This window comes from Bradyrhizobium diversitatis (assembly GCF_016031635.1).
Classification (GTDB): Bacteria; Pseudomonadota; Alphaproteobacteria; order Rhizobiales; family Xanthobacteraceae; genus Bradyrhizobium; species Bradyrhizobium diversitatis.
The window spans coordinates 190,200-209,881 of sequence record NZ_JACEGD010000006.1 but is presented as its reverse complement, the minus strand read 5'-3'; the positions used below and the strand labels follow the sequence as shown (position 1 = coordinate 209,881).

Genomic DNA, 19,682 nt, shown 5'->3' with positions numbered 1-19,682 from the left:
GCTCACCGCTCCGCCCCAACCAATTCCCGGAGCTCTTCGGCGTCGAATTCCTGTTCGATCAGCCTGATCGACACGACCCGCGCAAACGATGCCAGATCGGGATGAGCGAATAGATCCGAGACCGCGATCGATATGCCGATCTCCTGCGAGACGCGGCTGAGCACCCGCACTGCGAGCAAGGAATGCCCGCCAAGCTCGAAGAAGTGATCGTTACGTCCGATCCGGTCGACATCGAGCAACTCCGCCCAGATCCTGGCCAGTGCGAGCTCGATCTCATCCTCGGGCTCTTCATAAGAGTGGCGCGTCAGTGCATCCTCGCCCGCCGCGGGCAGCGCCCGTCGATCGATCTTCCCATTCGGGGTGAGCGGCAGTTGCTCCAGCACCGTGACCGTCGACGGCACCATGTAATCCGGCAGAATGGCGGACAATGCATCACGTAAATCGCGACCATCGAGCGTGGGGTCACCGCTGGCATAGGCAAACAACTGGCGTCCGGTCCTGCCCTCGCCGGCCACCACGGCCGCCGCACGCACGCCGCGCTGCTCGAGCAGGCGCGCCTCGATTTCCCCGAGCTCGATGCGGAAGCCGCGGATCTTCACCTGCTGGTCGGCACGGCCGACATATTCGATCACGCCATCGTCGCGCCAGCGCGCGAGATCGCCGGTGCGATAGAGGCGCATGCCGCTACCCCCGAACGGATCGGGGACGAACCGCTCTGCGGTCAATGCACCCCGGTTCAGATAGCCACGAGCCAGGCCCGCCCCGCCGATGAACAGCTCGCCGGCTACGCCAACGGGAACGATGTTGAGATCGGAATCGAGGATGTGCGCCGATCTCACGCCGACTGGCCGTCCGATCGGTGCGGGCTGACCAGGCTTCAACGTCGTGTCGTCGACGATCCATGCGGTCGGGGCGATCACTGTCTCGGTCGGACCATAGGCGTTGACCAGAAGGTCGACATCGGCAGCACCACGCAAGGCCTTGATCCCGATATCCGACCAGGCCTCGCCGCCAACGATACAGGCCCTGATCGCGAGCTTTCGCCCCTCCTGCCGCAACGCCGCGCTCAATTGATCCGCATAGGCCGGCGGAAGAAAGATCGAGGTCACCGCATGGCGCGCGAGCTCGCCGACGAGGTCGTCGACCAAGAGGCCGGGCTTCGAGGGCAGGACCAGCGACCCACCCGTCATCAGCGGCACCAGCCAGCGCTCATGGGCGATATCGAAACTGATCGACGCCGTCTGGAACTCGCGGTCGCGGGAGGTCATCCGGTACAGCCGGCCGATTGCTTCGCAATGCATCGCAAGCGGTCCGCGCGCGACAGCTACCCCTTTCGGCATTCCGGTCGATCCCGAGGTGTAGATGACATAGGCCAGGCTCTCGGGATGGACTTCGATGTCGAGATTGCCGCTGTCGCTGTCAATGGATGGCAATGGCTCATCAATGCAGAGCGCTTCGACTCCGGCTTCGCGCAGCACCGGCGCGAGGGGCTCTAGCAGCATGCCTTGCGTCAGAACCAACGTCGTGCCGCTGTCACGCAACATGTAGGCAAGCCGGTCGGACGGATAATCCGGATCGAGCGGCAAGTAAGCGCCGCCGGCCTTCAGAATCGCGAGCAGCGCAACAATCATGTCCGGGCTTCGGGTCAGCGCAATGCCGACCAGCCGATCCGGACCGACGTTCCAGAGGCGAAGCCGCCGCGCAAGCGCGTTGGCACGCCCGTTCAGCTCGCCATAGGCGATGCGCTGGTCGCCCCAGACGATGGCCACCGCGGACGGCGCTTGCGCGGCCTGCACTTCGATATGCGTCACGACGTCGGCACAGGAAGGTACCGAGGTCAGCTGCGCTGCGCCGCTCCAATCGAGAATTCGTCGAGCGTCTTCATCAGACGCCGATCGGAGGTCACCGAGCACGCGCTCCGCGTTCGCCACGATCCGCACCAGCAGATCTTGCAGAATGTCGCGAAGACGCAGGATATCCGCCTCGTCGAATTGCCGCGCGTCATAATTGAACTCGATATTCAGCCTGTCGCCTACGGCAAACACCGCCACCGCCAGCGCATAGTTCGTCGGCGTCACATGCGCCACACGACCAATCCGAGGGCCGCCCTCGCCGCCCCGCAGCAGTCCCTGGTCGATCGGATAATTCTCAAACACCAGAATGCTGTCGAACAGCGGCTGGCCGGCATGGCCGGCGAGACGCTGAACCTCGTAGAGCGGCGTCCAGCCGTGCTCGCGCAGCGCCAGGTTCTGTTCCTGCAAGGTGCGCAGCCAATCGCCGACGATCGCCTCTGGGTTCGGCGCGTCGACGATGGGCAGCGTGTTGATGAAGAGGCCCACCATCTCCTCCGAGCCGGGCAATTCGGCCGGACGACCCGAGATGGTCACACCGAAGCAGACGGCGGACTGCCCCGAATGTCTGCGCAGCAACTGTGCCCACGCGCCCTGTATGAGCGTATTGAGCGTCACCCGTTCGTGTTTCGCGAACGACTTCAGCCGTTCGGTCAGCGCCGCATCCACGGCAAGGCCGATGCTGGCGTGGCCTTCGGCGCGGGAGGTCTTGGTGGCCACCAGCGTACTCGCGAGCAGCGTCGGCGTTCCGAGCCCCGCCAGCACCTCGCGCCAGAATCTCTCGGAGCTTTCGTGATCGCGGCTCCTTTGCCATGCAATGTAGTCACGATAGCTGCCCTGCACGGCCGGCAGCGGTTCACCGCTCGCCTGCTGCAACACCTCCGCAACCAGCCGGGCCGAGCTCCAACCGTCGACGAAGATGTGATGATGGGTCCAGATCAGCCAGTGACGGTTCTCGTCGAGCCGTATCAGGCGAATGCGCTGGAGCGGCGGCTGCAGAATGTCAAAGCCCTTCTCCCGGTCGTGTCGGGATATCTCGGCGAGCGCTGCATCCAGCTCCCCAGGTGGGCTGTCGCGCCAGTCCTCCTCGACGAACGGTACGGTCACATGGCGATGCACCACCTGTTGCGACGCGCCTGACAGGTTCTGCCAGACAAACCCGGTCCGCAAGGCGGCATGCCGGTCGCTGATCGCCTGCCACGCAGCCCGCAGCTTGCCGGCATCGACACCGAACAGCTCGATGCCGAGCTGGTTCACATAGGAGTCGTTGGCATCGTCACGCAGCGTATGGAACAACATGCCCTGCTGCATCGGCGAGAGCGGATAGATGTCCTCGACATCGCGAAGGTTCAAGGTCGTGGCTAGCCGATCGAGGTCGGCCTGTGCGAGTCCGGACAATGGAACGTCCGATGGCGTGAGGCCGACCGCTCCGTTGCAGCAGTGCGCGATCAGTTCGCGCAACGCATCTTGATAATGCGCCGCCAGTCGCTCGATCCTGTCGTGCCGGTAGCGCTTGCGTCCGTAGCTGAAAGACACTTCAAGCCGGCCCTCGCGCACGAGGGCATTGATGTTCAGCCATCCGCGCATGGGCGCCGCGGTGCTGCGCGAAGGACCCGCGCTCTCGGGTGCAAAGGAGAAGCGATGTGCGGCGCCAACGCTCGCGTCAAACCGGCCCAGGTAATTGAAGACGATCTGCGGCTCCGCCAGTTGCGCGAGGGCATGACGTTGCTGCTCGGAACCGAGATATCGCAGCACGCCATGACCGAGCCCGCGATTTGGAATCGCGCGCAGCCTCTCCTTCACCTCCTTGATCAGTGACGCCTCGTCGAGGCCGGCATCTCTCAGCCGCACCGGAAATGCCGTCGTAAACCAGCCGACGGTACGGGATATATCCGCGCCAGGAAAAATATCCTCGCGGCCGTGGCCCTCGAGCTCTACCACCACCTCGTCGTGCTGGCTCCAGCGCGACACCGCTCGCGCGAGACCGGCCAGCAACAGGTCGTTGACCTGGGTCCGATAGGCGGCGGGCGCCTGTTCGAGCAGCCGCGCCGTCAACTCGGCATCGAACACCAATGACACTTCGTCGCCGTCACCGACGCGATCGATGCCGCCATGGTCGTCGTCACATGGCAAGTGCGCACCGGCACCGCAATCAAGCCAATAGGGCAGTTCGGCCGCGAGCTCCGCGGTCGCCGCATAGGCACGCAGCCGCTCGCTCCACGAGCCGTAAGACTCGCTCTTCGGGGGCAGCGTGACGGGACCGCCATGCTGCAGCTGGTCATAGGCCGACGCGAGGTCTTCGAGCAGGATGCGCCAGGACACGCCGTCGACGACGAGATGATGAATCGCAAGCAGCAGTCGTTGACTGCCGTCCGCGAGGTTCATGCCGACCGCGCGCAGCAGCGATCCCGAAGACAGTGAGAGGCTCTCCTGCGCGGCGCGGGCGAGCCCGGCGATCTCCGTCGGGCCGCCGACGTGCGGGTGAATCCACAATAGTTCGGTGGACGCCGGCGGCGGCCCCTGCTCCCCCCGCCAGACGCCATCCACCTGCCTGAACCGCAGACGCAACGCATCGTGATGCTCTACGATGGCAGTGAGCGCACGCCGCAGCACGTCCCAATCGATCTGCATGTGTGGCAGCAGCAGAACCGCCTGATTCCAGTGATCCCGGTTGCCGATATCCTCGTCGAAGAAACGCATCTGGATCGGCATCAGATGACGCATACCGGGATCGGCATTGCCGCCGGCAGACGTCTTCGCATCCGGCTTCTCTTTCTTCGCGCTCGTCCCGGTCGATATGACGGCGACGGTCGCCAATCCGGCAACCGTCTGCTGGCTGAAGATCTGCTTCGGCGTCAGCCGGATGCCGCGCTTGCGCAGGCGGGCGATGATCTGCAGGCTGAGGATGGAATCGCCACCGAGCTCGAAGAAATTGTCATTGCGGCCCACACGCTCACGACCTAGCACCTCGCACCATACCTCCGCGATCGCGACTTCAATATCTCCCGCGGGTGCGGCATGGCCGGCGTACACCCCGTCTTCCGCCGGTTCGGGCAAGGCGCGACGATCGACCTTTCCATTGGGCGTCAGCGGCAATCGCGCCAGCATGACGACGTGTGACGGCACCATATAGTCCGGCACGATCGCAAGAAGCCGTTGCTTGATCGTATCGGCCTGCGGACTGGCATCGCGCGATGGTATACAATAGGCAACCAGCTCCTGGCGATCGGCATTCGCTCCGATCGCGCGCGGGAGCACCACCGCATCATCGATACCCGGCAGTGTCCTGATGACGCGCCCGATCTCTCCGAGCTCGATACGATAGCCACGCAACTTGATCTGATCATCGGTGCGGCCCAGGAATATCAGCCGGCCCGCGCCATCGCAGCGGACACGGTCCCCGGTTCGATAGAGGCGCTCGCCTGCTGCCCCGAACGGATCCGGGACGACACGTTCCGCAGTCAGTCCGGCCGCGCCGCGATAGCCGCGCGCCAAGCCGGCGCCGCCGATATAGAGTTCGCCGGTAACGCCGATCGGTACTTCGTTCAGCGCGTCATCCAGGACATGGGCGCTCAGATTGGCAAGAGGCAGACCGATCGGAACCGCGTTGCTCTCGCGCTCGGCCGCGCATTCATGCGTTATCGCACCGACGGTCGTTTCCGTAGGCCCGTAGTGATTGAGAATCCGGCATTCCGGACGCAAGCGACGGACTTCGTCCAGCAGCGCCCGGTCGCAAGACTCTCCGCCCAGAATGAGCGCCTCGCGGGGCAGAAGATCGGCCGACCGCGAGGCCTTCAACAGCCCTCGCAGATGGCTCGGCACGATCTTGAGAATGTCGACCTCGCCTTCGCGCATCGCTTGTGCGAACGCATCGGCGTCGATCACGGCGTCTGGAGACAGCAGATGCAGCGTCCCGCCGGACGCCAGCGCGCCGAACAGGACGGTATGGCCGAGATCGGCCGCCACCGTCGACACCATCGCCATGTTCGCTGACGGACGCGGCTTCAGGCGTAGCAGCAGGGCCTGAACGTAATTGGCCAAGGCGCCATGCGAGACGCTGACGCCCTTCGGGGCGCCGGTCGATCCCGATGTATAGATGACGTAGGCGGTCTGCTCCGGATGAATGGTCGTGTCGACCGGCAGGCTCGGGACCTCCCCGCGCGCGGCTTCGGCTTCTGCATCGAGCACGAGGCAATCGAGCCCACTCGCATCCCCGAGCTTTCCACCCGCCGTCAGCACGATCTCGATGCCGCCGTCCGCCAGGATGCGGCGGACGCGCTCCATCGGCCATTTCGGGTCCAACGGGACGTAAGCGCCGCCGGCCTTGAGCACACCGAGCAAGGCGACGACAAAAGCCGGCGAGCGCTCGATCCACAGCGCGACCGGCGTCTCCCGCGCCAAGCCCCTGGCGCTGAGCACCCGCGCGATACGGTTCGACCTGCGCTCGAGTTCCGCAAAGCTCAATCGCTCCCGGCCGCATTGGATGGCCGTGGCGGTCGATCGATCTGCGGTCGCCGCCCGGTGAAGGCTGATGACATCGGTGAAGCCGAATGCGGCGGTCTCACTTGGAACGGCCTGCCGGTGCCCATCGTCAATGGCAAAGTCCGATATCCGCCGCCCGGCATTGTCGGCAATCTGGCGTAGGTTCGAACCGAACTGCGCCGCCAGCCGCCCGATGGTCGGACGATCGAACAGATCGGTGGCGTAGTTGAACATCACCTTCATGCCGCCGGCGCTATCGATGACGTCGAGCGCGAGATCGAAATGCGAACCCGCGAGATCGGCGATGTCGATTTCGGCAGTGAGCCCTTCGATGCCGGCAAACCCGCCCGGCGCAGTCATGTAGTTGAACTTTGCCTGGAACAGCGGATTGTGGCTCCCGCTGCGTTCCGGCCTGAGCGCTTCAACGAGCATTTCGAAAGGAAGGTCCTGGCGCGACAGTGCCTCGACCACCGATTCCCTGACCTGCTGCAGCAGGCTCGGGAAGCTCGCGTCGCCCGCAATCTCAGCCCGCAGCACCAGCGTATTGACGAAACATCCGATCAAGCCATCGAGCTGCCTGTGCCGGCGTCCTGCGATCGGCACACCGACGCGCAGATCACTCTGTCCAGTGTAGCGATGGAGCAGTACCTGATATGCGCCGAGCAGTAGCATGAAGACGCTGACGCGCTGCTTGACAGCGATCCCCCGGAGGCGGGATGCAAGCGCGTCGTCGATGATAAGACCGATCGTCTCGCCGGCATGGCTCTGGACGGCCGGGCGCGGCCGATCATGCGGTAACGCCAGGACGGGATGAACATCGCCGAGCTTCGCGCGCCAATACGCGAGCTGCCGCTCGCCCTCGCCTGCCGAGAGCCAGTTTCGCTGCCAAGCCGCAAAGTCGGCGTATTGAATTGCCGGAATCGACGGCGCGCCTCCGCCCTGACCGATACCGCTGCGATAGAGCGCGGCCAGTTCGTCGAGCAGCACGTCGAGCGACCTGCCATCGACGATGATATGATGGGCGAGCAGCAGCAGCTCGTGCGCATCGTCCGCGAGCCGAAGCAACACCGCGCGCAACAGCGGACCGTTCACGAGATCGAACGGCTTGGCGAGCTCCGATCGCTTGAGGTTCTCCGCGCGCTCGGCGCGTTCCCCCACAGAATGGGAACGAAGATCCTCGTCCCGAATGCCGATGCTCATGACATCGTGGATGAGCTGCGTTCCGCGGCCGTCGCTGGCTCTGAACGTGGTGCGCAATATCTCGTGACGGCGGACGATCTCGCCGAGTGCGCGCGACAGGACGGCATGATCGAGCCGCCCCTTCAGACGGATTGTACTTGCGACGGTGTAGGCGGTCCCGGCCGGGTCCATGTTCCAGAGGAACCAGAGCCGCTCCTGCGCGTGCGACAGCATCGCACGATCGGCCGCGGCGGCCCACGGGATCGGCGGCAGCGTCCGGCCGGCACCAGCACCCACCAAGGCATCGATCCGGCCGGCGAAGGCCGCGAGCGTCGGCGCGTCGAAGAAGGTGCGCAGCTCGACCTCCACGCTTAGGCGGTCGCGGATCGCCGCGGCAGCCTGGCCGGCTGCGATCGAATTTCCGCCGAGCACGAAGAAATCGTCCTCGCGATGCACTGCCGCGACGCCAAGCGCATCGCACCAGATCGAGGCGACGGCGCGTTCGGTATCAGTCGTGGGCTTCGTCAGGGATGCGCCGCCGCGGCGACGCCCCCTCTCGAACACCATGAAGCTGTCGAGGGTATTGTCGGCGAGGCGTGCGGCGCAGGCCGAGCGTTGCAGCTTGCCGCTCGTGGTCAGCGGCATCGCTTGCGGATTCAGCAGAGCGATCACGGCCGGATATTCCTGCGCCTGCCGGAGGACCACCTCGCCGATCGCATGTGCGAGCGCTTCCGGATCGCTGAGCCTGAGCACGGCGCGGCTGAACTCCGCCGCCACGCCGATGGCTTCACGCCCGTCCATTTCGACCGGAAAGACGGCAACCCGCCCGCTGCGGACAGTCTCGACGTCGGCTTCGATCGCCTGCTCGACGTCCGTCGGATAGACGTTCTGTCCGCGGACGATCAGCAGATCCTTGAGGCGCCCGGCGACGACCAGCGCGCCATCGCGCATGAAGCCGATGTCGCCGGTCCGCAGCCAGCGCGCGTCATCCCGCTCGACGAAGGCCTGGTGCGTGGCCTCGGGATTGTTCCAGTAACCGAGCGCGACGCTGGGACCCGCGACCCAGATCTCACCCACCTCGTTCGCGTCGGCGACGGCCGATCCGTCGACACGCATGATGCGCGTGTCGTGGCCTGCGGCGGTTCTACCGCACGCTACGAGATCGGTGCCTGTGCTGGCGCTTGCGATACGACCTGCGGCGAGTTCCGCGGTGTCGAGCGTATAGCTAATGGTGTCAGCGGTGATGTCGCCGGCCGTGACCAACAGCGTCGCTTCGGCGAGGCCATAGCAAGCGGTCAACGCCCGTCGATTGAAGCCAGCCCGCGCGAACCGGTCACCGAACTTCTCGAGGGTGGTCCGGCGGACAAACTCCGACCCCGAGAACGCGAATCTCCACCGGCTTAGGTCCAGCCGACTGATGGTCTCATCCGAGATGCGGTCGGCGCAGAGCGAGTACGCGAAGTCGGGACCGCCACTCAACGTGCCGCCGTGACGATCGATCGCCTCGAGCCAACGGCGCGGCCGCTCCAGGAAGTTCCGCGGTGACATCAGGACGCCGGTAAACCCGGTGAACAGTGGGTTCAGGAGCCCGCCGATCAATCCCATATCGTGATAAAGGGGCAGCCAGCTCACAAAAACGTCGCCCGGCGCGCCACCGGCAACCGCTTCAATGGCTCGCTCGTTGGCAACCAGATTGCCATGGGAGACACAAACCCCCTTTGGCCGTGAGGTCGACCCCGACGTATACTGGAGGAACGCGATCGCATCGGCCGCGGGCCTTGTCTCGCGCCAGTCCGCTGCGAGTTCGGAGGGGATGGTATCCACCCTGACGATGTGCACGTCGCCCAATGCGGGCAGCGTTGCTTCGATGAGATCACGCACGGCCGTCTCGCCCAATATGAAGCGCGGCGCCGCATCCCGCAGGATGCCATCGAGACGTCCTGCATAGCGCTGCGGGCCACCCTCCGGCGGATAGGCCGGAACGGCGATCACGCCCGCATACAGGCAGGCATAGAACGCCACGGCATAGTTGATCCCGCTCGGAAGCAGGATGACCGCCCGCTCGCCTGCACCACCCATCTGCTGCAACCACGCCGCAAGCGCCCTGATCCGACCATCGAGCGCGGCAAACGTCAGCTCATCGGCGACGTCGTCGCCTTCCAGGAACCGCAACGCCACCTTCTCCGGTCGCAGGGTGGCGTGCTCCCGCAAGCGTTCGACGAGGTTGGCTCTGTCCATGTTCTCGAATCCCTGTCCGGCCGCGAGCCGGAAATCACCACCGACGATTGCCGCCGATCACACCTGCCGATGGGCCTCGGCCATGGCGACAATCACCTTGCGTGGTCCCTTGAATGGCGCGCGCGCATGCGCGGTGAGCATGTTGTCAAGCATCACGACGTCGCCGGCTTGCCAGGGAAAGCTGATCTTGTGCTTCTCGAGAACGGCCCGGACCGATGACAGCGTCTCATCGTCGATGGCCGAACCATCGCCGTAGAAGACGTTGCGTGGCAAATCGGCTTCGTCATCGACCACATCGAGCAGACTCTCGCGGACCTCAGGCTCGAGATTGGAGACGTGGAACAAATGTGCCTGATTGAACCAGACCCACTCACCCGTAACGGGATGCTGCGCCGTCCCCTGACAGATCTGGCGCGTACGGAGCTCGCCATCCTCCTTCCATTCGCATTCTATGTCGTGGCGAGCGCAGTAAGCCTCCACCTCCGATCTGGAGTCCGTGCCGAACACCTGTTGCCAATCGACATCGAGGCCGTTGCCGTAGTTCCGCACATACATCACGCCCTTGTCGGCAAACCGTTCGCGAATGGCTGGCGGCATGTCTCGATAGATGGCTCGGCTGTCGGCGATCGGCGTCTCCCCGCCCTCCAGCGCCGGCTGCATGCAATAGAACCAGATCTTCATCGGCCAATCGCGGGTATAGGCCTGCTCGTTGTGCAGCGGAATATGCTGGTGCGGCGGGTATTCCGTGGAGGTGTAGACCCCGGAGGTCACCTGCGAACGCGGCGTCGATCCGAACTCGTATGTGAGCAGCGGGTGACCAAAATCGGCCGCGAACGCCCGAAACGCATCGGGGCCATCGAGTGAGAAATCGCGGAACACAATGCCGCCAGTTTCGATCAGGTGCATGTCGATCGTCTCGCGCAGCATGGGAAGTGCTTTGCCGAGCGGCTGCCCGGCCTCACCGGCCTTGAGCAGCAGAGGAAGCGTTCTGCCCTCAATGAGTGGCTGGACGGAGAACGTGCTCATGATCCTCGCTCCGATGCAGATCAATCGATCGCCCCGATCGCCGGGCCAGCGCCGCACCGATCCGCTCGATCAGCTCGGCCTGCTGCGTGTGAATGAAGAAGTGATGGCCGGGCAGCACATCGAGCGTGAATGACGCGGAGGTCTCCCGCCGCCAGGTCTCGAGCGCTTCGCGGTCGGTCTCGTCGTCCGCTCCGGCAAAGACGTGCACGGGGCACGGCAAGGCACGACGCGGTCGATAGACATAGGCCCCGCACATCAGGAAATCGGCGCGGAGCACCGGCAACGCAGATCGCATCAGCTCTGCGTTCGACAGCGCCTCATCGGGCGTGCCCTGCAGATTGCGCAGCTCCTTCATCAGCGCATCGTCGCTCAGCGGCTCGCGCCACCTGCTGCCGTCCCGAACCGCAGGCGCTTCCGCACCCGAGGCGAAGAGAACGGCCGGCGCCGCCGCGCCGCGATCGAGCAGGCCGTGCGCGAGCTCGAATGCGATCACGGCACCGAGGCTGTGCCCGAACAACGCGTAAGGCCCGTCGAGCTGGCCGCCGAGCTCGCTAGCGAGCTTCGCGGCCAATACATGCGGATCGGTAGCCAAAGGTTCATCCATGCGCGCGCCGCGCCCGGGCCACTCCACCGGCCTCACGTCGATCCACGATGGCAGCAGCCTGCGCCACCGCGCGTAGAACATGGCGCTGCCGCCGGAATAAGGCAGACAAAGAAGCCGCATCGGAAGACCAGGCTCCGCCGACTACGCCGACCGTTGAGGCGTTGCGTCGTCCATGAACTTGCGCAGGCTGAGCGGGCGCATGTCGGTCCACACCTGCTCAATGTGGTCGAGGCATTCCTTTTTGCTGCCGGTCTTCCCCACCGCTTTCCAGCCCGCCGGAATCGTCTTGAACGTCGGCCAGATGGAGTATTGCTCTTCGTGATTGATGACGACGGTGAAGGTGACGTCGTCTCTGTCGAACACCATCATGGCGCGATCCCTTTTCAGCAAGCGAAAGTAGAGACGTTTGACTAGGTCAGAAGCAGACGATGGTCAAAACAATATCGACGCGACTTTTTTTAAGACCTCAAAACTGGCGACGGACGGACACAATGCAACCTCCGCGCTTGCGCGCCAACGCGCGGGAAAATATCGAGATTTCAGGACACGTCGCAGTTTGCTGCAATTCTAACTGGACAAGCAGGAACTTTTCGGATGCGGCATGATCGCGCGTTCTGTCGCGGGCGATCCTTCATCGCATTGTCATCAATTGCGCTGGTCGTGTCGAAACAATGCCGCCGCGGATCGTCCGCGGCGGCATGAATTCCGACTCCAAGACAGCAATTCAGAAATTGAACGTGGTAGACACCAGATAGGTCCGAGGCGCACCAAGCGTGATAACCCCGCTATATGCCGAGGCCCAGTAGGCCTTGTTCCCGACGTTCTCGATATTGGCGCGCACGACGATCGGCTTTCCGTTCCAGGGGGACGTAAAGGTGTAGCGCGCCCCGATGTCGACACGCGTCCATTCGGGCAACGTCAGCGTATTCGTGACGTTGACGTATTGCGAGCCCGTATAGATTACCCTGCCCGTGAGCGTAAGACCCCGCACGAACGGTGTATCCCATTCCGCGCCCATATTGACGTTGACCACGGGCACGCCGACCGCACTCTTTCCGTCGTTGATTCCGCCCTGCGTTTTCTCCTGCACACCATCAATCAGGGCGACGCCGCCGAGAACACGGATGTCGGGAGTGATCTCGCCGAACACGTTGAGCTCCGCACCCCGATTGCGCTGCCTTCCGTTGAGTTGCTGGGTCGCGGTAACGCCCGCCCCCACCGAAATGATGCTCGGTTGACTGATGTCGAATACGCTCAACGTCGTCGTGAATCGACCTGCGTCGATCTTCATGCCCACCTCAGCCTGCTTCGTCTGCGCCGGCGGAAACACGGTTCCAACGTTTGTAAAGGCGCCGCTAACCACAACGGGGGTCTGCAGGCCTTCGATGTAGTTCGCATAGAGCGCGACGTTTTCCACCGGCTTGACGAGAACGGCGTATGCGGGACTCCAGACGGAGGTGTCTTGTTCCGGCCGGCTCGATGCTGGTGTTAGGAAGTTCGTCACTTCGGTTCCAGCCGTCTGACGGCGAACGCCAAGCGTAAGCTGAACGCGCTTGTCGAGGATCGACATCGTGTCGGACACGCCAACGCTTGACAGGGAAACACCCGTCGTCTGGTTGGCAGAAACCGCCGAGAAGTTGGGTTTCGCTATGTTTGTCGGCTCAGTATACAGGTTCCAGAAAATCAGATCCGCAAGAGCATTGTTCGAGCGCGTCAAGATTTTCTGATTGTATGTCCGATCGTTGATTGAGTAGTTGACATTCACTGCATGGTTAACGGGACCCGTATTCACCGTGGCCCGAACACCAGCCTCACCCGCGAGCGTCTCGAACGTTTCCTTGCCACTAAAGGGCCGCGACCACAAACCTCCCAACTGGGAGACGCCAGGCGGAGACGTCAAGGCACCCGCCGCGGCGTTGGAGATGTTGGGCGATGGATAGGCGTAGTTGATGTTGCTGTCGTGATAGCCGAACGCCCCATACGCGGTTAACCAATCGGTGACATCCACTTCGCCTCTGGCGGTCGTGAAAAAGTCGGTCGGGGCATAGTAGGCCCACGGGACCTGGAAGTTCAGCCCGGCCTTCGGTGGTGAAGGAATGGACGTCGTCGTGGTCGGGACATTGAAGAAGCGCAGCGGCGGATTCAGATTGTCGGCTTGGTAGCCGACATCGACTGCCGCGCGCACACGCTCCCCCCGATAATCTACGCCCAGAACCACGTTGCCGAACTCGTCGGTTTGACGATTCCAGGGCGTGTTGCCGTTCGAGTAGGTGCTGTTGAGCCGAACACCCCACTCCTTGTGTTCACCGTAGCGACGGCTGACATCGATGTTTTCACCAAACTGCGATCTTGAAACGTAGGTTGCCGTGAGCTGCGTAATGTCGACGTCGGGCGCATGCTTGGTAATCAGATTGACGCTGCCGCCGACCGCACCGCCGCTCGCGACACCGGTGCCGCCGGCCGTCATGCCGTTGAGCAGCGCGCTCGGCCCCTTCAGCACCTCGACGCGCTCAACGAAATTAGCTCCCGTGGAATAATATGGAGCAATTCCGTACAGACCATTCAGCCCATAGTCGCCGCTGTCATAGTAGAAGCCGCGAATGAAGAGACTATCCGCACCACCGCCCGCCGCTTGAATGACCCTGACGGAGGGATCGTTGGCGAGAACGTCACGGATCGTACGTGCCTGCTGGTTCTGTATCAACTCCGCCGTATAGCTTGTCTGATTGAACGGCGTGTTCATCACACCGCGATTGCCGAGAAGACCGAGACTGCCGCCGGTCGCGACCTGGCCGCCTGCATAGGCCGGCGGGACGGTGCCGATCGTGCCGGTCGACGGTACGACATAGGGAACGGGCGCGGCCTGGCGCGGAGCCGCCGCGGCGACGGATCTCTGTCCCCGCGATGCACGCGTCGACTGGGATCTTTGAACCGACTGTCGTGCTCTCGGCTTGGGTGCATCGACGGTCACCGGCGGCAGGTTCGTTTGCGCAAACGCTTGCTGAAGGTCACCCGACGATTCCAGCGACAGCGCGAGATAGCTCACCGCTCCAAGCGAGAGCGTACGCACAATTTTCCTGGCCGAGAGTTCACGCGTCATTCCTGCACCCCAATTCCACTACAGGTCCCCGCGCTTCCTAACATACGCGGGTGCTCCGAGAAGGGATGGAGAACTAGAAGTTATCTAAGGTTGCACGACAAGCCGTCGCGATTGGACGATCGTTGCCGACCTCGAATGACGCCGCTCAATCTTTGAATGTTTCTATTTTCAAACCGTTCTAATCTTGGTCCGCATGCAGCATCTCGGCGAGACTCCGTTGCTCCGTCTCGGATTTCCGACCGTTCCGAGCAGGTTGCGTATCGCCCGTTCCCAGAAAGACCTTTGCCGCCTTGGATCGCGCATCAAGACACTCGAAGTCCTCAGACCCGCGCAGTGGAGGGCCATGCGCAGGATGTCGCACCTCCTTCCAACTCTTGTGCGCTTCCAAGATGGGCAAGCGGTACGGACATCATTTGCGCAATGATCGCAACACGTCGCCATAGGCGATGTCCACTTTCACCCCTGATCGGAAACCACATCCCGAATCAAGGCTTCTGCTTCCAGATGGGCTCGCTCCATCATCGCGTCGGTCGCTGTTCTCAGCGTCGCTCACAGCTCGCCGCGCCCCGGTGCGATACTGACGCCGGCTCTTCAAGCCTCGCATCGTGACCTGCATCTGTCTCGGTGATGGACAAGTTCTCAGAACGAATTCCGTCAATCCATTCCGAGAGCGTTTCGCGGTAGATTAGTCTGATCTTCTCAAACGCTTGACGGATATATCTTAGGTCCAGGGCGGCGAGACGGATCGAGAGCCCAGCCTGTGCCGGGGACGCGCTCACTGCGCCATAGAGCCCTTTGATTCGCTCTAGCGCTGCTGCCAACTTCCCTTGCAGCTCTCCCAGATCATGTGCAGGGGGCAGCACAATGAATGCCGATCCGAAGGCCCCGTAGCCATGAAAGAGGCTTCGGTCTGGGCGAGATAGACGCGTCCGCTCCATCAGCAGCGGCTCGCCACCCGATCTTCGCAGGCAGAACGTCGACTCCAGCTCGCGGAAGTGGCGCGCTCCGCCACAGGGGTCGTGCATCGTGAATGCATCGACGATCAACGCATAGGCGTCGGGCGCGCAGTCAAGCTCGATCGTCTGCGACAATGCCGCCTCGGGAAACAGGATGCGAGGCTCCGGCAGGTATTCGAGACTGGCCTTGCTCGCGACATCAAGCTCCACCGTCTCGACAGCGCGCGCGGCGGGGTCGGCGCGATGAACCGACGTCGCGCCCTGATTGGTCAGGCAAACGGCCGTCCCCGGGCCGAGCTCGAGACGTTGTGCAAGGCTGTCCTCTCCGTGAATCGCGCCGCTTGCCGTCTGCACAATCACACTGAGGCGATCCGGCCGGTCCGGATCGACGTGAAAGCTGCGCGTCAGCACGAATGGCCAAGCGAAGTTCCGTCGGTCGATCACAGTACGGTTGGCACGCCGAACGAAGCTAAGGTCGAGCCGCGCTGCGTCGCTCGCCGCTGCATCGTTCATGTCTTGAACAACACTTCGCGCTCGAGGAGATCGACGATCGATTCGATACCGTCACCGCGACGACAATTGGTGAGCAGTACCGGGCGATCTCCTCGGACGTTCAATGCGTCTCGATACATGCGCTCCAAATCTACGCCAACGTAAGGCGCCAGATCGACCTTGTTGATGACGAGAAGATCGGCGCGAATGACGCCCGGACCGCGCTTGCGCGGAATATCGTCGCCTCCGGCGACATCGATCACGAACATCCAAAAGTCCGTCAGATCGCGCGAGAACGTCGAGGCGAGATTGTCACCACCACTTTCGAGCAGGATCAGCTCGACTCCCGGGAAACGGCGTTCGAGCTCATCCGCGGCTTCAATGTTGAGTGTGGGGTCCTCGCGAATGACGGTGTGCGGACACGCGCCCGCCTCGACCGCCGACACCCGTGCCGGATCGATCAGCCCGGAGCGCCTGATCCGCTCGGCGTCTTCAGCCGTGACGAGATCGTTGGTGATGACGGCGATATCGATGCCCCGCGCAACGAGTGCTGGAATCAAGCACTCCACCAATGCAGTCTTGCCTGAACCGACCGGTCCTCCGATTCCAACCCGTGCGGCCGCGATCCGTGGCTGCGCCAATCCATTGTTGAGCAAGAGCCGGCTCATCGGAGCATATACCGTCTTGCCAACGGCACCTTCGTCGCTGGCGGGCACATCAGAAGCTTCCCATCAGCCCGAACCTCGAACGTTTGCGGGTCGACCTCGACATGCGGTGTCGCGGTATTGCGCAACATGTCTGCCTTCCGCAACTTCCGTACATTCTTGATCTGGACGGGGGCGCGCTCAAGGCCGAGCTTGCGGGTCACATCGGCATCCATGGCGAGCTTCGACATGAAGTTGACGCCCAGCCTTTGCGGTGCGGCACCGAGCGCCCCCCACATCCGCTTCTGGATCATCGGTTCCGACAGACCGAGGCTACCGTTGCCGTCGCCCATGGCTGCCCAGACGACAAAACCGTTCTTGATCACCATATAGGGCTTGATGCCGAAGGAAGCGCGGGGCCAGAGAACGAGATCGGCCATCTTGCCGGGCTCGATCGAGCCGACGAGGTGATCGATGCCCACCGCAATGGCGGGATTGATGGTCAGCTTGGCAATGTAGCGCTTGATGCGCTCATTGTCCGCACGTGCCGTCCTTTCCTCGGGCAGGCGGCCGATCCGGTCCTTCATGACGCTCGCGAGCTGCCAGCACTTCGCGACGTTCTCGGCGAGGCGCCCCATGCCTTGCGTATCCGTGCCGAATATCGAGATCGCCCCCATGTCGTGCAGAAAGTCTTCCGCCGCCATCGACTGGGCGCGCACCCGCGCCTCGCCGAACATCACGTCCTCGGGCGCATTGTAATTGAGCTGATGACAGATCATCGTCATCGGCACGCCCTCTTCCATGCCGTAGGACGTGTAAGGATTGGTCGGATTGGTCGACGAGGGAATAACGTTGTCCCACGACACGACCTTGAGCAGGTCCGGGGCGTGCCCGCCGCCGGCGCCCTCCACGTGATACATATGGATGGTGCGCCCCTCGACGGCCGCCATCGTATCCTCGCAAAAACCGTATTCGTTGATCGAGTCGGTGTGGAGGTGAACCGCGAAATCATTGCGATCTGCCGCAATGAGGCTCTGGTCAATCACCGCGGGGGCGGCGCCGAAATCCTCGTGAATCTTCACGGACATGCCGCCGGCCGCAACCGCTTCCTCGATCGCCTCGGGGTTGGACCCCGCACGTCCGAACAAGGCAAAATTGAGCGGGGAGAACTCGATCGCCTGCAGGAAGCGCGCGAAGGTCGAAGCGGCCCCGCTGCCGACGTCAAAAACCGGTCCTGATCCGTTCCCGACCAGGGTGGTCGTCCCGCCGGAAAGCGCATGGTCGGATTGCTCGGGCGAGATCAGGTGCGCGTGCGACTCAATGGCGCCGGCGGTGACGATGAAAGGACCGCCAGCAATCGGCGCCGTCGTGTGACCCACGACCATGTCGGGATGCACGTCAGGCATCACGTCGGGATTGCCGGCCTTGCCGATGCCAACGATGCGCCCGTCACGGATGCCGATGTCGGCCTTCACGATGCCGGCGACTGCGTCGACGATGGTGGCGTTCTTGATGACAACGTCGAGAGCCTTGTGCGAGGCAGTCCTGTAGGCGTTGACGCCTTCACCATCGCGCAGGTTCTTTCCCGCACCAACCAGCAGTTCGTGCCCGTAGGTGGTGTAGTCGTGCTCGATCTCGGCGAGCAGACTGGTATCGGCCAATCGCACGAGGTCGCCTTTGGTGGGCCCGTAGAGTTCGCCGTAGGCCCTGCGTGACAGTGTGGCCATGGTCAGGCTCCCAGATAGCCGCGGGCGCGAGCCCGTTGAAGCGCATCATCCCTCGCCGACGGCGCATCCAACGAACCGTTGACGAGGCCTGCCTGCCCATGCACGACGCGATCACCCGAGATCGGGACCAGCCGCACGGACTTGGTGACCCCCGGCTCGAAACGGATACCGGCCCCCGCGGGACGGTCGACTTTCCTTCCCCAGGCTGCCGCGCGATCGAAGAGCAAGGCGCGATTGACCTCGAAGAAATGGGTGTGGCTGCGAACCTGAACGTCACGGTCGCCGGTATTCGTGACATCGATGGTGATCGCAGCTAGGCTCGCGAAGCTCTCAATGTCTCCGTCACCCGGGATGATCTCACCGGGCACGATATCGTCCACGACCGATGTGTCACTGGGACCGACCGGCTCGAAAAGCGCCATCACCTTGGTCCCTTCCGCGAACATGCATTCGATATAGAGCATCGGAATCATCTGCCCGACGCCCGGCTCGACATCGTCCCATGTCAACAATCGGCCTGCCATGTCGCGGATCTCTGCGTAAGGCAGGTTACGGCGCGCCGCGGTCATGACCTCGTCTGTGATGTAGGCGACCGCCTCCGGATGGCTCAGCCGGATTCCAAGTGACCGATTGCGGCGCGCCATTTGCGCGGCATTGAAGATGACGAGGCGATCCATCTCGGTCGGTGAAAGGTTCATCATGGAAGTGCACCCTCTCTCAAGTCGTGAACATGCGGATATGTCGCAGCGGTCCACGCGAAACCGCGATGTCGATGAATGGCGTGAAGCTCGCAGGCAGCGCATCGGGCGGCGGAGTTTCCTCGAGCAGTCGCGCCAGCAACATGCGTGCGGCTTCCTGGCTGCGCTGCGCCTCGATGTGGCCGATGATCCCGAGCCTTACGGCTGCGCTGACGAGGCCGGTCACGAGCGTCCAGCCCGAGACCAGCTCTGCGGCCTCCAGGCTGAGCCCCGCGTCCCGGCCGACGACGGCCTGCACAACGGCCAGATGGCCTAGCCTGGTGTCCGACGACACCAGGCCACGGTAGGCGACCGATAGCGGTCCATCGAGCTTGAACCATACCCCGAGTAGCGCTCTGCCCGCGCGCCGCGATCCTTCCCGCATTTCGGCCGAGGGTGTTGCCGCATCGGCCAGGCGATCCACGCGCGCGATGGCCACACAATCCTCTGCCCGAAAGGCCTGGCGCAGCAAAACACGGTCCATACTTGCCCAGCGCCGCTCGAGCTGGTCCGCAATGATCCGATCGAGTTCGCTGCGATTGGCAAGCATGCCGTCCGCAGCAAGTCCTTCCAGCCCCCAGGAGAACGCAAAGCCGCCGGCCGGGTAGGCACTGTCCCCGAGCTGCAACAAGGCCAGCGTCTGCAAT

General features: G+C 63.2%; 10 protein-coding genes. All 10 read right to left on the bottom strand.

Annotation, left to right across the window (positions count from 1 at the left end; genetic code table 11):
- Positions 1-2: 2 nt before the first annotated feature.
- The gene (locus tag H1B27_RS07655) at positions 3-9,749 is read right to left on the bottom strand and encodes a non-ribosomal peptide synthetase (protein ID WP_197965557.1); all 9,747 of its coding nucleotides are present in this window, start codon (positions 9,747-9,749) and stop codon (positions 3-5) included.
- A 57-nt stretch (positions 9,750-9,806) separates the two neighbouring features.
- Positions 9,807-10,775, bottom strand: coding sequence for a TauD/TfdA family dioxygenase (locus H1B27_RS07650; protein ID WP_197965556.1), 969 nt, complete (start codon positions 10,773-10,775; stop codon positions 9,807-9,809).
- On the bottom strand, positions 10,744-11,499 hold the full coding sequence (locus H1B27_RS07645) for a thioesterase II family protein (RefSeq protein ID WP_197965555.1): 756 nt from the start codon (positions 11,497-11,499) through the stop codon (positions 10,744-10,746). The genes H1B27_RS07650 and H1B27_RS07645 overlap by 32 nt, the downstream gene beginning before the upstream one ends.
- 21 nt (positions 11,500-11,520) lie before the next feature.
- Complete coding sequence (locus tag H1B27_RS07640; RefSeq protein ID WP_061882183.1) at positions 11,521-11,748, bottom strand: MbtH family protein; 228 nt, start codon at positions 11,746-11,748, stop codon at positions 11,521-11,523.
- Between the two features lie 355 nt (positions 11,749-12,103).
- Positions 12,104-14,479: a TonB-dependent receptor gene (locus H1B27_RS07635; protein ID WP_197965554.1), complete on the bottom strand. Its 2,376-nt coding sequence runs from the start codon at positions 14,477-14,479 to the stop codon at positions 12,104-12,106.
- Between the two features lie 539 nt (positions 14,480-15,018).
- On the bottom strand, positions 15,019-15,948 hold the full coding sequence (locus tag H1B27_RS07630) for an urease accessory protein UreD (protein WP_197965553.1): 930 nt from the start codon (positions 15,946-15,948) through the stop codon (positions 15,019-15,021).
- Positions 15,945-16,595, bottom strand: coding sequence for an urease accessory protein UreG (ureG, locus tag H1B27_RS07625; RefSeq protein ID WP_197965642.1), 651 nt, complete (start codon positions 16,593-16,595; stop codon positions 15,945-15,947). The genes H1B27_RS07630 and ureG overlap by 4 nt, the downstream gene beginning before the upstream one ends.
- The gene (gene ureC, locus H1B27_RS07620; RefSeq protein ID WP_061882180.1) at positions 16,592-18,298 is read right to left on the bottom strand and encodes an urease subunit alpha; all 1,707 of its coding nucleotides are present in this window, start codon (positions 18,296-18,298) and stop codon (positions 16,592-16,594) included. The genes ureG and ureC overlap by 4 nt, the downstream gene beginning before the upstream one ends.
- Positions 18,299-18,300: 2 nt before the next feature.
- Positions 18,301-19,053 (bottom strand): urease subunit beta, encoded by a 753-nt coding sequence (gene ureB / locus H1B27_RS07615; RefSeq protein WP_311976929.1) that lies wholly within the window; start codon positions 19,051-19,053, stop codon positions 18,301-18,303.
- Complete coding sequence (locus tag H1B27_RS07610) at positions 19,016-19,681, bottom strand: urease accessory protein UreF (protein ID WP_246515246.1); 666 nt, start codon at positions 19,679-19,681, stop codon at positions 19,016-19,018. Before H1B27_RS07610 ends, ureB begins: the two co-directional genes overlap by 38 nt.
- Position 19,682: the final 1 nt, after the last annotated feature.

Coding starts and splice junctions, on each gene's coding strand:
- H1B27_RS07645 (WP_197965555.1), bottom strand. CDS start 11,499: ATGCGGCTTCTTTGTCTGCCTTATTCCGGCGGCAGCGCCATGTTCTAC.
- H1B27_RS07650 (WP_197965556.1), bottom strand. CDS start 10,775: ATGAGCACGTTCTCCGTCCAGCCACTCATTGAGGGCAGAACGCTTCCT.
- H1B27_RS07635 (WP_197965554.1), bottom strand. CDS start 14,479: ATGACGCGTGAACTCTCGGCCAGGAAAATTGTGCGTACGCTCTCGCTT.
- ureG (WP_197965642.1), bottom strand. CDS start 16,595: ATGAGCCGGCTCTTGCTCAACAATGGATTGGCGCAGCCACGGATCGCG.
- H1B27_RS07655 (WP_197965557.1), bottom strand. CDS start 9,749: ATGGACAGAGCCAACCTCGTCGAACGCTTGCGGGAGCACGCCACCCTG.
- ureC (WP_061882180.1), bottom strand. CDS start 18,298: ATGGCCACACTGTCACGCAGGGCCTACGGCGAACTCTACGGGCCCACC.
- H1B27_RS07630 (WP_197965553.1), bottom strand. CDS start 15,948: ATGAACGATGCAGCGGCGAGCGACGCAGCGCGGCTCGACCTTAGCTTC.
- H1B27_RS07640 (WP_061882183.1), bottom strand. CDS start 11,748: ATGATGGTGTTCGACAGAGACGACGTCACCTTCACCGTCGTCATCAAT.